Below are 13463 nucleotides of genomic sequence, written 5' to 3' on the forward strand. Positions count from 1 at the left end.
TTTCAATTTCATAATTGTTTTATAAATATCCTGTATTATACATTCGAAAGTATATTAATAAAGGAGGTTAAGGATGATTTGTAATGGGTGGTTATATATTATAAGAAACAAAAACCGATCATTGATTATCTTTGTCATATTGTTAGTATTGTTGTCGAGTTTGTTTGCTTGTATTAGCATTCAAAGAACGACAAAAAACTTAAAAGATGATTTAAATAAACTAACGAATTCATCACTTATAGTTACAAAAAAAAATGGTGAGGAGTTCAACAAAGAAAAATTTTCTAAGTATGAAAAAATAAAGGAGATATCACCCATATATAACGGTACAGCAATAGCGAAAGGTATAAATGTTGTAAATGGAAACCAAAAAGTAAAACGTGATAATATACCGGATAACTTGAAGAATGCTGTGGCATATGAAGCGGTATTAAATACAGAACGAAACGTATTATTCCAAAGTGATGTGTTCACAATAAAATCAGGACATCATATTCAATCGAGTGATAAGAAAAGTGTGCTTGTTCACGAAGTGCTTGCTAAAATGAATCACTTAAAAGTAGGAGATACTGTGCAGTTACTACAACCAGGTACTAAGAAAATGATGACATATAAGATTAGGGGGATCTTCTCCGGAAAGAAACAGGAGAAATATACCGGCCTGACATCTGACTTTAGTGAGAATATGATGTTTTTGAGTTATCAATCTATTCAGAAAAATCGAGTTAATAAACTAGAGCTTGTTACGGATAATCCTGATAAGGTATTACACATGCTTGAACAAAACGAAGATATAAAAGCAAATTACAAAATTGAAAAAAATAATAGCGGTTTGGAAGGTAAAGTAGCATCTTATAATGGAATGAGTGAGATGATGCAATGGATGAATTATATAATTATTGCAGGAGGGATAATTTCTTTATCACTTGTCCTGTCACTTTGGACAAGAGAAAGGATTTATGAGGTTGCAATACTACTTTCTTTAGGTATAAGTAAGGCAATGATTATCATCCAGTTTGTCTTTGAATTAATTCTTGTTTCCTTATCTGCAGCAATCCCTGCATATTTTCTAGGTAAACTAGTGATTGTAAGTATGTTTGCAAACTTGATGCGAAATTCTAGAGATATAAGTCACTTGCAATCATTTGGAATGAGTTACTGTATACTTCTTATAATAATTGTTGTGTCTATTATAGTTTCGTCATCCTTTATGCTACTTCAACCACCAAAAAAGTTATTATCAAAAATCAGTTAGGAGAATATAGATGAGTATTTTAGAAATTAAAAATGTTACATATCGTTATGTTAAAGGCAGAGAAAAAGTATTGTCCACCGTAAGTAAAGAATTTGAAGTGGGTAAGTTTTATGCAATTATCGGAAAGTCTGGATCCGGTAAATCAACATTACTTTCGTTACTGGCGGGATTAGATGAACCTGAAAGTGGAGAAGTGATATTTAATGGCCAGAATATTAAACAAGATGGTTACAGAAATCATAGACAAAATCACATTTCCCTTGTTTTTCAAAATTATAATTTGATTGACTATTTATCACCGCTTGAGAATATAAGAATTGTTAACCGTAAGGCATCTGAGGAAATACTCTTATCGCTAGGTTTAGATTCTAAGCAGATAAGGAGAAATGTTATGAAGCTCTCAGGAGGGCAACAACAGCGTGTAGCAATTGCAAGAGCGCTTGTCTCTGAAGCGCCAGTAATATTAGCAGATGAACCTACTGGCAATCTGGATGAAATAACGGCAACAGAAATCATAAATGTATTAAAAAATCTGGCTAAAGAGAGAAATAAATGTGTAATTGTTGTAACTCATAGCAAAGCAGTTGCTGAAGTAGCAGATGTTGTTTTAGAACTTCGTAATAAGCAATTGAAGGAGGTAGCACAATGATTCGAAATGCGTTTTCTTACGTTACAAAAAAGAAAATTAAATCATTAATTATCATGTTTGTTATTCTTGTGATGACGACTTTATCATTAATTGGTTTATCTCTAAAAGATGCAACAGACAATGCTGCAAAAAAAACATTTGGTAACGTAACGAACAGTTTCTCTATGGAAATCAACAGACAAGTGAATCCTGGTACTCCTAGAGGAGGAGGGAATGTTAAAAGTGAAGATATTGAGAAAGTAGCTCAGTCAAAAGATATCCATCATTATGTGAAACGAATTAATAGTGTAGCAGACCTTGTAGGTTACGATTTATTTGAAACAAATGAAACACAAGTTGACCCGTCAAGTGAACGTGCTAAACATTTTAAACGTACAGTAATGTTGACAGGTGTGAATGAATCGGCAAAAGAAACGAAGTTTCTGTCAAAGTCTTATAGATTAGTTCAAGGAACACATCTGACAAAGAACGACAAGTATAAAATACTTATGCATAAAGCCTTAGCAGAGAAAAACAAACTTAAAGTTGGTGATAAAATCAAGCTTAAATCGAACATTTACGATGTAGATAATGAGAAGCGTGCAGATGAAACTATAGAAGTAGAAATTAAAGGATTATTTGACGGTCAGAATGATGGTCCAGTAAGTGCGCCACAAGAACTTTATCAGAATACCATCATTACAGATTTGCATTCTGCGGCTAAGGTATATGGTAATACTGAAGAAACTGCAGTATATCAAGATGCTACATTTTATGTAAAAGGAGATAAAGATCTTAATGCAATTATAAAACAGCTTGAAAAATTAGATATTAATTGGAATGAATATAATTTAATTAAAAGTACATCAAACTTCCCCGCTCTACAACAATCAATCTCTGGAATTTATAGTATTGCGAATAAACTATTTACAGTGGCATTAGTATTATCTGGAATGATTGTGTCACTTCTATTATTGTTATGGATGAATGCGAGAAAGAAAGAAATTGCTATCTTGTTGACACTTGGTATGTCTAAAATGAAAATATTTATGCAGTTTTTAATGGAAGTATTTTTTATTGCTATACCTGCTTTCGTCGGCGCATATATTTTATCACGCTACACAGCAAATATACTTGGTGAGAAAGTTTTAGATAAAGTAACACAAGATATTACGAAACAAATTTCAGCTCAATCTTCATCGAGTCAATTGGGTGGAGGAGCAGAAGTTGACGGCTTTAATAGGACATTAACAAGCCTAAATGTTAATATATTAACGGAAACTGTAATTTCTGTAATATTATTTATGTCTGTCGTATTATTCATTTCAGTGATTGTTTCATCTATACGAATGTTGAATAAGCATCCTAAAGAATTACTGACAGATAATAAGTAATGTAAATTTTTTAAATTGAAGGAGAACGGATTATGAGGGTATTGGTTGTTGAAGATGATGAAATGATAAGAGAAGGAATTGTAGAATATTTGTCTGAATTCGGCTATAGCGTGGTTGAAGCATCAGATGGTGAAGCTGCTATAAATCAGTTTGACGAAAGTACTCATCTTGTTATTCTTGATATTCAAATACCCTTTAAAAATGGACTAGAAGTATTAAAAGAAATAAGGGAGAAAAGTAATCTTCCGGTTCTGATACTTACAGCTTTCAGTGATGAAACCTATAAAATTGATGCATTCACAAACCTGGCAGATGGTTATATTGAAAAGCCGTTCTCGCTTTCATTGTTAAAGGTAAGAGTGGATGCATTAATTCAAAAATATTACGGAACTCATGATTATTTTGAATATCGTGGAGCAGAAGTAGATTTTAAGCGCTACACTGCACGACTTAATGGAAAGTTAGTAGATATGAATCCGAAAGAACTAGAAATCTTGAAGTTTTTAATCGAGAATGAAGGTTACGCACTGACAAGAGAGCAGATATTAAATCATGTATGGAAAGGAACAGATGATGTACCTTATGATAGAGTCATTGATGTCTATATTAAGGAACTTAGAAAAAAACTACAATTAAACTGCATAACAACGATACGAAATGTTGGATATAGATTGGAGCGAAGATGAACAAAATGAAGATATTTCCCAAAATGTTCCTTCAGATTTTTTCTATATTGCTAATAATCGTTATACTCGTACATGTTCTTGTATTTCTTATATTTCCAAACACGTATTTAGAAAACCGAAAACAAGAAATACAACATAAAGCAGATGTTATCGCTCTTAACTTAAATAGAAAATCATTGAATTATGTAAAGGAGACCCTCGATTTTTATTCAAAACATAGTGAGACTAAAGTTTCTTTGAAGGGTGAGCAAAAACGAAACTCTATACAGATTGAACAAGATATTGATATCAATCCTGAAAGTAAACATAACTCGCTGATTATTGAAGAGCGTAATATTGTATTGAATAATGGTCAATTACGTACAGTCCAGTTTATCTCAACAGCAGATATGCAACAAGATGCGATAGATTTAAGTTTTAAGTTTCTACCACATTCATTGTTAATTTCATTAATATTTTCTATTCTAGTTGCTATAGTTTATGCAAGGCTTATAAAGAACAATATAGAAGAGATTAAAAATGTTACAGATGACATGATGATGCTTGATAAAACAGCTCTTCTAAAGGTTACTTCTCAAGATGAAGTAGGTGAATTAAAAGCGCAAATCAATACACTTTATACTAAATTATTAGAAACTATTGAAGATCTAGAAGGAAAGAATAAGGAAATAATTAAGTTAGAACAGTTGAAGTATAATTTTTTCAGAGGTATATCACATGAACTTAAGACACCTTTAGCTAGTTTGAAAATAATACTCGAGAACATGCAGCACAACATTGGAAAGTATAAAGATAGAGATGTTTACATTGCGCGCTGTATTGCTATTACAGATGATCTTTCACACACTATCTCACAAGTATTATCAGTATCGGCTATAGATAACTTAAAGCAGAATGAATCACATATATCACTTAACAAAGTGGTTACAGAAGTATTAATGAAATATGATTTATTGATTCAACAAAAACATTTAAAAATTAACAACAATCTTGTACATGAACAAATATATATTGGGATGACGGCGTTGCAAATTATCATTTCTAACCTTATTAGTAATGCTGTGAAATATACAGATATTGAAAGTAAAATAAATATTGGTGTAGAAGCAGGGTGGTTTTATATAGAGAATACTTGTAATGAAAAGGAATCATTACACACCGATAATATATTTGAAATAAAATTCGATCTTAATAAAACTTCAAGCAATGGTTTAGGACTCTACATCGTTAGTAAATTGCTCGATAATTATAATAAACAGTATCTATTTGAAACAAATGATAACAGTGTAAAATTTAAAATAAAAATATAAAAATTATATATATTAATTAAAACTAGGAGGAAATTATAATGAATAAAAAATTAATGAAGATGGCTTTAGCATCAACGATATTATTAAGTGCAGGGGTTATTCAGAGTAATGATGGTTACGCACATATGTTAAAACCTTATTATCAATGGAAAGGATATACAGGAAACAGCTATACGTTTTTGTTCGATAAGAACTTTAAAAGAGCTCTATTTAATGACAACGTTACTATAAATGGCATGAAATTATCAACGAACTTTAATAACGATGATATTAGTGAAGGAATGAATGCTTTTGAAAACCTGCATAATAAGCAACGATATAATAAACGTTTTGTTATAAAAAAGTACGATACAATAGGCTACAAGTCTTCGAAAGGCAAATACTTCTTGATAGAATTTCCCGTACAAAAAGGTAAAATCAGTATAAAACAATTCAGTAATCATTATGGAAAATATAAAATCGGTACGGATGTAATAAAAGATAGTAAGGGGAAGATTATAGAACGAAATGTAACATATAAGGTAAATAATAGCATTTTGGAAGCTACATTTGATGCTAACAATATGTTAGTGAATTGCTATATCTATGCAGATACAACGATGCCTTTTTAAAGGTGTTAGACGTGTTATAACATAATAGATGAAAAGACTTGAAACAAGTACCACTATATATTGTTATGAGAAATCTTTTTGTAAAATAATTGGTTTTTATGGTGATTAAATTCCTGTGGAGGATATTATGTCAAATAGAATTCGAAGTTTAGACGTATTAAGAGGATTTAGTATAACAGGTATTTTATTTATGAATATTGTTGGCTTTCATGAAAATTACTACTATGTAAATCCGTTGGTTAAATTTGCTAATGACAAGGATGTGTTGTTGCAACAATTATCATTATTATTTATCCATAATTCTTTTTATCCGATTTTTTCATTTTTGTTTGGATTTGGGATGGCAATCATGGCAGATAATATGTTTCAGAGGGGACAAAATATATTTCCTCGTCTAATAAGAAGATTATTATTTTTATTAGTATTAGGAATACTTCATGGAAGTTTATTGTTTTATGGAGATATTTTAAATACTTATGCAATTTTTGGTTTATTATTACTACTCTTTTTAGTACTTTCTCCCCGCATAGCACTTGTTAGTAGTATATGTTTAGTAACGATACATTTTAGTTTGCATTTTAATGAATTGATTTCCGTTATACTTAAACCAGAAGACTACCAAGTAGTTTTAAATAAAAATAATGCGTTTGGTAATGAAGTTTGGCAAGAAGCTATAAGGGATAGAGATTATTTATTAATTTTAGGTTTAAATATGGGAACATTTCTTGGGGCAAATACACCACTCATTGGAGGAAAAATATTTATATTTTATCTATTAACTGTATTTCCATTTATGTTATTTGGTAGTTATGCTTATCGTACAAAGCTTATCAATAAGATATTGAAGCACAAAACAAGCGCTATTATTACAGCAAGTATATTTTTAATAATCGGGTTAACTGTAAAAGGATTTGGAATTTATCATCATATTAATGCTGAAATGATGGAAAATTTCACTTATTATGGCGGCATATTTATTGCTATGAGTTATATTGTTTTTACGATTATACTTTGTGAAAACAATAAAGTTCTAATGTATTTAACGCCCTTTGAAAAAATAGGAAAAATAAGTTTAACTTGTTATATTTTCCAAAGTATTTCGATGTTTATTATTTTTTATGTTTTAGGACTATATAGCCAACTTTCTTTATCGCAAGTTTTTAGTATCGCGCTAATATTAACGGTAGTTCAGTGTGTGGGAGCACAATTATATTTAAAAAGGTATAAACAAGGTCCATTAGAATATATATGGCGTAAGTTTACTTATTGGTCAAAATAACTCTTCTGAATTTCTTTCATATTAACAAAATATGATTTGAAGAGGATGATAGTTTCTCTGTAAATAACACTTTTATTTGTGCTATATAATGAATTGTTTATACTCAAAGAAATGTCATTGGCTAGGGCATTAAACTTATTGTACAGTTCTATCGCATCTTTTAAACTGTATGAAAGTATTAAGTTGATACGTTATTTATCTGTAAACATATTATCATCTCTAATTATGACTATAATACCCATTAATTATTGATAGAATTTTAATTTTTTGGAATATTTAACCATAAATGTTTTATGGGGAAACAATTAAATCATATGATGTACTAGGAAATAAATTTAATGAGTATATAGAATAATCTATTTTCGTAAGAAAGAAGAAAAAATTATAAAGCAAGACTCCTATAAGATATAGAAATCTTGCTTTAATTAAAACAGGATAATAAAAAGTTCAACTTTAGGAAATATTCATATATTTCCTTTTTTTCATTTATTATAAAATTTACATCACTTGTCGTTCAATCGCGCGTAAAGTATTAAAGAAGTCCATGATCTCTTCAAAGTGGGTACCTCGATTTTTATAATGATATTCTATAAAGTATATGGCATCAGCAAGCTTTTGTGGTAAATCATACTGGATGCTCATAGTTGATTTAAATTTTTTAAGATCTATAGAATGGATTTCATCATAATATTTATTATAAAGATCGATGGATTCTTCTAAACCATACGACATAATTAAATTTAAACGTTCTTTTTCTGTAAACATGTCTATCATCTCCATGATAGACATCTTACCCTTTAAATATTGAGATGGAGTGAATTTAAAGTAAATTATCTGTAAATACTAGTTTTCAGCAATACTTTTAATGAATGTTTTCATTTTATCGTAATCATTAACTGAACGAGAAAGGAAGAATTTCTTCTGTTTACGTACGAGAAGATTACGTTTATTCGTTATCGCTTCGCCTGTAAATTTAAGTCCTCGCCATGTTTCTTTCTGAACTTTAATATGCTGAATATAGAAGACCTCATCAAGTGGTTTACTAAACAGTGCTGCATGCATGAATTTATAGAGTTCACCTGGTGTACTATTCGTTTCTGAAGTGCTTGAAGTCCCTTTATTATCACGCATAAAGTCTCCGGTATAGATTGGTAGGTCTGTTATATTAACATTTGGACGTGTGAATATGGCTAAGTAAAGATGATGGTCTGTGATATCACCGATGTATAGTTCTTCCTGTCGCTCGTTATATTTTACGAGTAATTCTACTACCCAAAATGTTATTGCGATAAGTAGAATGATGACAATCAGAATAATAATCCATGAAGGAATATTTGTAAGTTCACTAATGTTTTCGGTAAAGAAAAAGTCTAAAGTAAAGGGTAATACACTATATATGTCCGGAAATAATAAAACAATAACCATTTGTAGTATCTGCTCAAATATAAGTAATATAAAAATAACGAAAAGTGTTGTGTATACGAACGGTAAAAGTTTATTTACTGGTGTTCGTGTAAAAAGCATAAATAAAACCTCGTTTCTTAAAGTACAAACACTACAATAACATGTTTTTTATTTTTTTTATAGATTTTTATAGATTTTTATAGTTTTTTAATAGTTTCGCTTAAAAGAAGGATGAATGGGGTATAGTGAAATAAAATAACGTAGATAAAGGGGACGTCACTATGAAATGTAACTGTAAAAAGACGACTGGTGCGGTCGGTGCAATTGTATTTGTTGCAGCGAGTGGAGCACTATATTATTTCTTAACGAAAAATCAAAAACAAAACGATGAGGTACAAAATTTGAAACATAATGATGAGAAGAAAAAAAGCGTCAATGTTGAACTTGTAAAACCGGAATCGACACCACCTGAAGCTGTAGGTAAAGAGTTTCATATGCCACACTTTATGGTAAAGAATTTAGTAGTAACGCCAAACGATAATGGTGTTGCTTTCCGCTTAGATTATAGAATTGATCGTGTGTTATACAATTATTTAATGCATAATACACCACATTATCGCTTCAGGTTTACATTACCACTTGAATTGAAGTCTTATTTTGAAGGTAATGGTACAGCTAAAGTTTTAGGAGAACTTGTATATGGTACCGGAGAAAAGTCAGATTACAGCGTAACGTTTAACTTTAAGAAGCATGATGACATTGATCGTGCAAAGATGTATGAAATTGGTGAGATGACTGGGCCATATCATTTAGATATCGTTGATGAACAGTTAAAAGTATTGAACGAATATGATGATGTTTATGCAGCCACTAATTTAATTAGATTTTAATCAATGATTTGTTGTGATTGAGAAAAAAATCCACCTCAGCCGAGGTGGATTTTTAATTATTCTGCTGGTGCTTTACCTTCTTGATAAATATTTCTCCAGCCTTCTTTTTTACTTAACATTTCTTTAGCGATAGATTGCGCACCTTCTAATGAGTGGCTTGCAGCCCATCCGCATTGTACTTCGTTACATGCTGGCACTTCTGTAGCAGCAAGAACGTCATTTAATGTTTTTTCAAGGATAACTAACACGTCTTCATAGTCATCATGATTAATTAGTGATAGGTAGAATCCTGTCTGACATCCCATTGGTGATAAATCTACAACTTTATCTGTATGGTTACGGATGTTCTCAGCCATTAAATGTTCTAATGAATGAAGTGCAGGCATTTCCATATGTTCTTTGTTTGGTTGTTTGAAACGGATATCGTATTTGTTAATAACATCGCCATTGATACCTTCTTTAATACCTGCTAAACGTACGAATGGTGCGTCTACGATTGTGTGGTCTAAGTTAAAGCTTTCAACGTTCATTTTTTGTGTCATGATGTGCCTCCTAATTATTTAAGTAATGCAAATCCTTCTTTTAAGTCTTCTAATAAATCGTCACTATCTTCAATACCCACTGAAATACGTACTAATCCATCAGTGATGCCTAATTCTAAACGACGTTCACGTGGAATAGATGCATGTGTCATTTGACTTGGTACAGAGATTAAACTTTCAACTGCACCTAATGATTCAGCTAATGTAAAGTATTTTAAAGATTTTACAAGTAATTCAGCATTTTCTTTAGAACCGACATCAAAAGAAATCATACCACCAAATCCAGTTGCTTGTGATTCATGAATTGCTTTACGTTCTGCATCTAATAATGATGGATGGAAGATATTTGTTACTTTATCTTGTGATTGTAGGAATTCGATAATTTTCATCGTTGTTTTTTCAGTTTGTTCCATACGTAATGCTAGTGTTTTAATACCACGTACAAGTAAGAAACTATCTTGTGGCCCAAGAATGCCACCAACAGAGTTCTGGATAAAGTGGATTTGTTCTGATAATTCTGGCGTACGAGAAACAAGTAATCCTGCTACAACATCACTATGACCACCGATATATTTTGTTGCTGAATGTAATACGATGTCAACACCTAGATCGATTGGATTCTGGAAATATGGTGTCATAAATGTATTATCTACTACAGAAATTAAGTTGTTTGCTTGTGCGATTTCTACCATTGCACGAATGTCAGTAACATTGAGTAATGGATTTGTCGGTGTTTCGATATATAACATCTTAGTTTCAGGTGTAATTGCCGCTTTTACCGCTTCAACATCTGTTGTATCTACAAACGTTGATTTAATACCGATACGGTCAAATACTTTAGTAAATACACGGTATGTTCCGCCGTATACGTCGCTACCTACTACGATATGGTCACCAGCATTTAACAGCATCACTACTGTTGATACTGCTGCCATACCTGAACCGAATGCGAAACCTTCGTGTCCATGTTCAAGGTCTGCGATTAATGTTTCTAAGGCAGTACGCGTTGGGTTTTTCGTACGAGAATACTCATAACCTTGACGTAAGTTACCAATACCATCTTGTTTATATGTACTTGTCTGATAAATTGGTGCATTGACTGATCCTGTAAAAGCATCAGTCGTTTGTCCACCATGAATCATCATTGTCTTTTTCTTCATTGTTATTCTCCTTTAATATTAAATATTGCTTGTGATAAATATCTGTCACTTGCATCCGGGAAGATGACTACGATATTTTGATTCGTAAAGTGTTGTTGCTGATTTAAAGCCGCCTGTAATGCAGCACCAGATGAACTACCTTGCATTAACCCTTCAAGCTTAGCAAGTTCTGACACTTTTGTAAAAGCATCGATATCAGAAATCGTTTCAACTGCATCGATTAAATCTTTTGGTAAGAAGTCTGGCCATTTTTCAACACCGATACCTTCAGTTCTGTGACTGCCTGATGCTCCACCATTTAATATTGAACCTTCCGGCTCCACGATTACTTTATGTGCATCTTTAAAGTAGTGTGCTAGCCCTGTAAACGTACCACCTGAGCCAGCGCCGGCTACGATCATATCAACGCGTCCAACATCCGCGATAATTTCATTGGCAAGTCCTTCATAACTAGAAGGATTATCAGGTGATTCGAATTGATTTGTGAAGAATGCGCCAGTTTCCTGTGCATATTTCAAAGCTTCCTCGCGTGCAAATAGCATCCCTTTTTCTGTTGGTGTATTGATAATTTCTGCACCTAAAGCACGCATGATGCTTTGTTTTTCAACACTGAACTTCTCTGGAACGTATACACGTAATTTTAAATCATACTTCTGGCATACGAGAGCTAACCCGATACCAGTATTTCCGGCTGTTGCTTCTACGACTTGACCGTTTTTAATATCGCCGCGATCTAACGCTTTCGTAATAATATTTAGACCTAGACGATCTTTTACCGAACCACCTAAATTATGATTCTCTAGTTTTGCGAATATACGATTTCCCTTATTTAATGGGAATGCTGTAATTTCTACCATTGGTGTGTGACCGATTAAATCAAATGGTTTTTTTATTGTTTTTTTTTCTAAAATTTGCAGGTGTGCAAAGCGGTTAAGTTGCGTATCGTGATAATCGAAGCCGTTGCGACTCGCGATGCTTTCCATTGTCTCTTTTAATGGATAGTATTCACGGTTTAAATCTTCTACTAAATTATTAAAGCCAAGTGACGTATAATGCTCTATCATCGACTGTTTCTCTTCTTCAGAATTGAAGATTGTATCTAAAATGATGACGCGGCCACCTTCATTTAATAATTCCGCATACTTACCGATAGCGATATCTTTTTCTGTATCCGTTAAGTGATGGAATGCAAATGAAGAAATAAATGTGTCAGCTGGTTGCTGTTTAAAGTTTAAAAAGTCACCACGTTCAAAAGAAATCCCTGTCTTCTTTTCTCCGATGGCAGCCATTTCTTCACTCGGTTCAATCGCACGTACGTTTAAACCTTGCTGTAAAAGGTAATTAGTTAAGTTACCGGTACCCGGTCCAAATTCTACAACATCACCTTTAGCATGTTTCACTGCTTGGGCGATCATAAAGTCATAGTTCACAAAAACATCTTTATATTCAGGATCCTGACCAGTTACGAAATTATCGTATTCTGATGCCCAGTCTTTAAATATATCCATAAAAGGTAAGCTCATTATTATTTTCCGCTCCTATACTTTAAGTAATCTTATCGGTTAACTCGGAATTAATAATAACATGGTACAAAGTAGAAAACAACGAAATAGTTTGTGAATCTAGTCACAATAAGTTATAATAGTAATATTACAAAATTTGAAAGTTGGTGGCATATGAAGAGGATTGTTGTTTTACCATATGATAGTATTTGGCAGCATTTGTTTTTAGATGAAAGCAGAAAATTAAAAAATAGTATTAAAGAGCACGCCGATAATATATTACATATCGGTTCAACAGCAGTTCCTGGTATGTCGGCTAAACCAATTATTGATATGATGATCGTCACTAAAAGTTTGCAGCTCTTTGAAACGCAGCATATGGCTTTAATCAATTTAGGTTATGAAAGCATCACACCGGAATTTAAAGATAGTCTGCAATATGTGAAGCGCATTTCAGGTGACAGAACGCATCAACTCTATATTTTTCCTGTAGGTCATGAAAAGATTATTGAACTGACTGCTTTTACCAGTTATTTAAAATATTATCCGAGCGAGATGGAACGCTATAATAGTGTGAAAAGAGAACTCGCTAAAATGTATCCATTTGATGTGCAGACCTATGAACAGTCTAAACTGATCTTTGTAACTGTGATGACGGTAAAAGCAGTGGACTGGTATAGTGATAGAACATCTCATGAAGATGTTTCAATAATTTAAGTCTAAGATTGAAGTAATTACTTCAGTCTTATTTTTTTATCATTTTAAAGAATAATACAAAAATAGTGGAAATTTTGTTATTATT

14 protein-coding genes and 1 pseudogene are annotated in these 13463 nt (G+C 32.1%); 9 read left to right on the forward strand and 6 right to left on the reverse strand.

Features of this window, described 5'->3' with window-relative positions; translation table 11 throughout:
* Positions 1-73 precede the first annotated feature (73 nt).
* From JJJ02_RS11310 to JJJ02_RS11340, 7 genes are all read left to right on the forward strand, one after another.
* Positions 74-1255, forward strand: a complete 1182-nt coding sequence (locus tag JJJ02_RS11310; protein WP_240839097.1) for an ABC transporter permease — start codon at positions 74-76, stop codon at positions 1253-1255.
* A gap of 10 nt (positions 1256-1265) precedes the next feature.
* Positions 1266-1904: an ABC transporter ATP-binding protein gene (locus tag JJJ02_RS11315; protein ID WP_240839099.1), complete on the forward strand. Its 639-nt coding sequence runs from the start codon at positions 1266-1268 to the stop codon at positions 1902-1904.
* Positions 1901-3277 (forward strand): ABC transporter permease, encoded by a 1377-nt coding sequence (locus JJJ02_RS11320; protein WP_240839102.1) that lies wholly within the window; start codon positions 1901-1903, stop codon positions 3275-3277. The genes JJJ02_RS11315 and JJJ02_RS11320 overlap by 4 nt, the downstream gene beginning before the upstream one ends.
* Positions 3278-3309: 32 nt before the next feature.
* Entirely contained in the window at positions 3310-3963 is a 654-nt protein-coding gene (locus JJJ02_RS11325) for a response regulator transcription factor (RefSeq protein WP_240839104.1), read from the forward strand.
* A gap of 236 nt (positions 3964-4199) precedes the next feature.
* Positions 4200-5273, forward strand: a complete 1074-nt coding sequence (locus tag JJJ02_RS11330; protein WP_483869258.1) for a sensor histidine kinase — start codon at positions 4200-4202, stop codon at positions 5271-5273.
* 38 nt (positions 5274-5311) lie between these two features.
* Positions 5312-5884, forward strand: coding sequence for an immunodominant staphylococcal antigen IsaB family protein (gene isaB / locus JJJ02_RS11335; RefSeq protein ID WP_240839108.1), 573 nt, complete (start codon positions 5312-5314; stop codon positions 5882-5884).
* Positions 5885-6011: 127 nt separating this feature from the next.
* Positions 6012-7163 (forward strand): DUF418 domain-containing protein, encoded by a 1152-nt coding sequence (locus JJJ02_RS11340; protein ID WP_240839110.1) that lies wholly within the window; start codon positions 6012-6014, stop codon positions 7161-7163.
* Between the two features lie 498 nt (positions 7164-7661).
* Here JJJ02_RS11340 and JJJ02_RS11345 read toward each other — a convergent pair whose 3' ends face one another.
* Together JJJ02_RS11345 and JJJ02_RS11350 are read right to left on the reverse strand one after the other, a co-directional pair.
* Positions 7662-7928, reverse strand: a complete 267-nt coding sequence (locus JJJ02_RS11345) for a hypothetical protein (RefSeq protein ID WP_240839112.1) — start codon at positions 7926-7928, stop codon at positions 7662-7664.
* A 78-nt stretch (positions 7929-8006) separates the two neighbouring features.
* Complete coding sequence (locus tag JJJ02_RS11350) at positions 8007-8687, reverse strand: hypothetical protein (RefSeq protein ID WP_111716640.1); 681 nt, start codon at positions 8685-8687, stop codon at positions 8007-8009.
* A gap of 161 nt (positions 8688-8848) precedes the next feature.
* Here JJJ02_RS11350 and JJJ02_RS11355 point away from each other — a divergent pair, with 161 nt between their 5' ends.
* On the forward strand, positions 8849-9457 hold the full coding sequence (locus JJJ02_RS11355) for a hypothetical protein (RefSeq protein ID WP_239243256.1): 609 nt from the start codon (positions 8849-8851) through the stop codon (positions 9455-9457).
* A 56-nt stretch (positions 9458-9513) separates the two neighbouring features.
* Here JJJ02_RS11355 and JJJ02_RS11360 read toward each other — a convergent pair whose 3' ends face one another.
* The 4 genes and pseudogenes from JJJ02_RS11360 to JJJ02_RS11375 form a co-directional block, all read right to left on the reverse strand.
* The gene (locus JJJ02_RS11360) at positions 9514-9999 is read right to left on the reverse strand and encodes an S-ribosylhomocysteine lyase (protein WP_239243257.1); all 486 of its coding nucleotides are present in this window, start codon (positions 9997-9999) and stop codon (positions 9514-9516) included.
* A gap of 14 nt (positions 10000-10013) precedes the next feature.
* Positions 10014-11159: a bifunctional cystathionine gamma-lyase/homocysteine desulfhydrase gene (locus JJJ02_RS11365; RefSeq protein ID WP_240839114.1), complete on the reverse strand. Its 1146-nt coding sequence runs from the start codon at positions 11157-11159 to the stop codon at positions 10014-10016.
* Between the two features lie 2 nt (positions 11160-11161).
* Entirely contained in the window at positions 11162-12052 is an 891-nt protein-coding gene (locus tag JJJ02_RS11370; RefSeq protein ID WP_275542457.1) for a PLP-dependent cysteine synthase family protein, read from the reverse strand.
* A gap of 66 nt (positions 12053-12118) precedes the next feature.
* Positions 12119-12682 (reverse strand): annotated as a pseudogene (locus tag JJJ02_RS11375) (class I SAM-dependent methyltransferase); the annotation flags it as partial.
* A 153-nt stretch (positions 12683-12835) separates the two neighbouring features.
* On the opposite strand from JJJ02_RS11375, the gene JJJ02_RS11380 reads away from it, so the two are divergent.
* Positions 12836-13378 (forward strand): GrpB family protein, encoded by a 543-nt coding sequence (locus JJJ02_RS11380; protein ID WP_240839117.1) that lies wholly within the window; start codon positions 12836-12838, stop codon positions 13376-13378.
* Positions 13379-13463: the final 85 nt, after the last annotated feature.

This window comes from Macrococcus sp. PK, assembly GCF_022501545.1.
GTDB classification, from domain to species: Bacteria; Bacillota; Bacilli; order Staphylococcales; family Staphylococcaceae; genus Macrococcoides; species Macrococcoides epidermidis.

Coding starts and splice junctions, on each gene's coding strand:
- JJJ02_RS11355 (WP_239243256.1), top strand. CDS start 8,849: ATGAAATGTAACTGTAAAAAGACGACTGGTGCGGTCGGTGCAATTGTA.
- JJJ02_RS11365 (WP_240839114.1), bottom strand. CDS start 11,159: ATGAAGAAAAAGACAATGATGATTCATGGTGGACAAACGACTGATGCT.
- JJJ02_RS11310 (WP_240839097.1), top strand. CDS start 74: ATGATTTGTAATGGGTGGTTATATATTATAAGAAACAAAAACCGATCA.
- isaB (WP_240839108.1), top strand. CDS start 5,312: ATGAATAAAAAATTAATGAAGATGGCTTTAGCATCAACGATATTATTA.
- JJJ02_RS11320 (WP_240839102.1), top strand. CDS start 1,901: ATGATTCGAAATGCGTTTTCTTACGTTACAAAAAAGAAAATTAAATCA.
- JJJ02_RS11340 (WP_240839110.1), top strand. CDS start 6,012: ATGTCAAATAGAATTCGAAGTTTAGACGTATTAAGAGGATTTAGTATA.
- JJJ02_RS11345 (WP_240839112.1), bottom strand. CDS start 7,928: ATGTTTACAGAAAAAGAACGTTTAAATTTAATTATGTCGTATGGTTTA.
- JJJ02_RS11350 (WP_111716640.1), bottom strand. CDS start 8,687: ATGCTTTTTACACGAACACCAGTAAATAAACTTTTACCGTTCGTATAC.
- JJJ02_RS11325 (WP_240839104.1), top strand. CDS start 3,310: ATGAGGGTATTGGTTGTTGAAGATGATGAAATGATAAGAGAAGGAATT.
- JJJ02_RS11380 (WP_240839117.1), top strand. CDS start 12,836: ATGAAGAGGATTGTTGTTTTACCATATGATAGTATTTGGCAGCATTTG.
- JJJ02_RS11360 (WP_239243257.1), bottom strand. CDS start 9,999: ATGACACAAAAAATGAACGTTGAAAGCTTTAACTTAGACCACACAATC.
- JJJ02_RS11315 (WP_240839099.1), top strand. CDS start 1,266: ATGAGTATTTTAGAAATTAAAAATGTTACATATCGTTATGTTAAAGGC.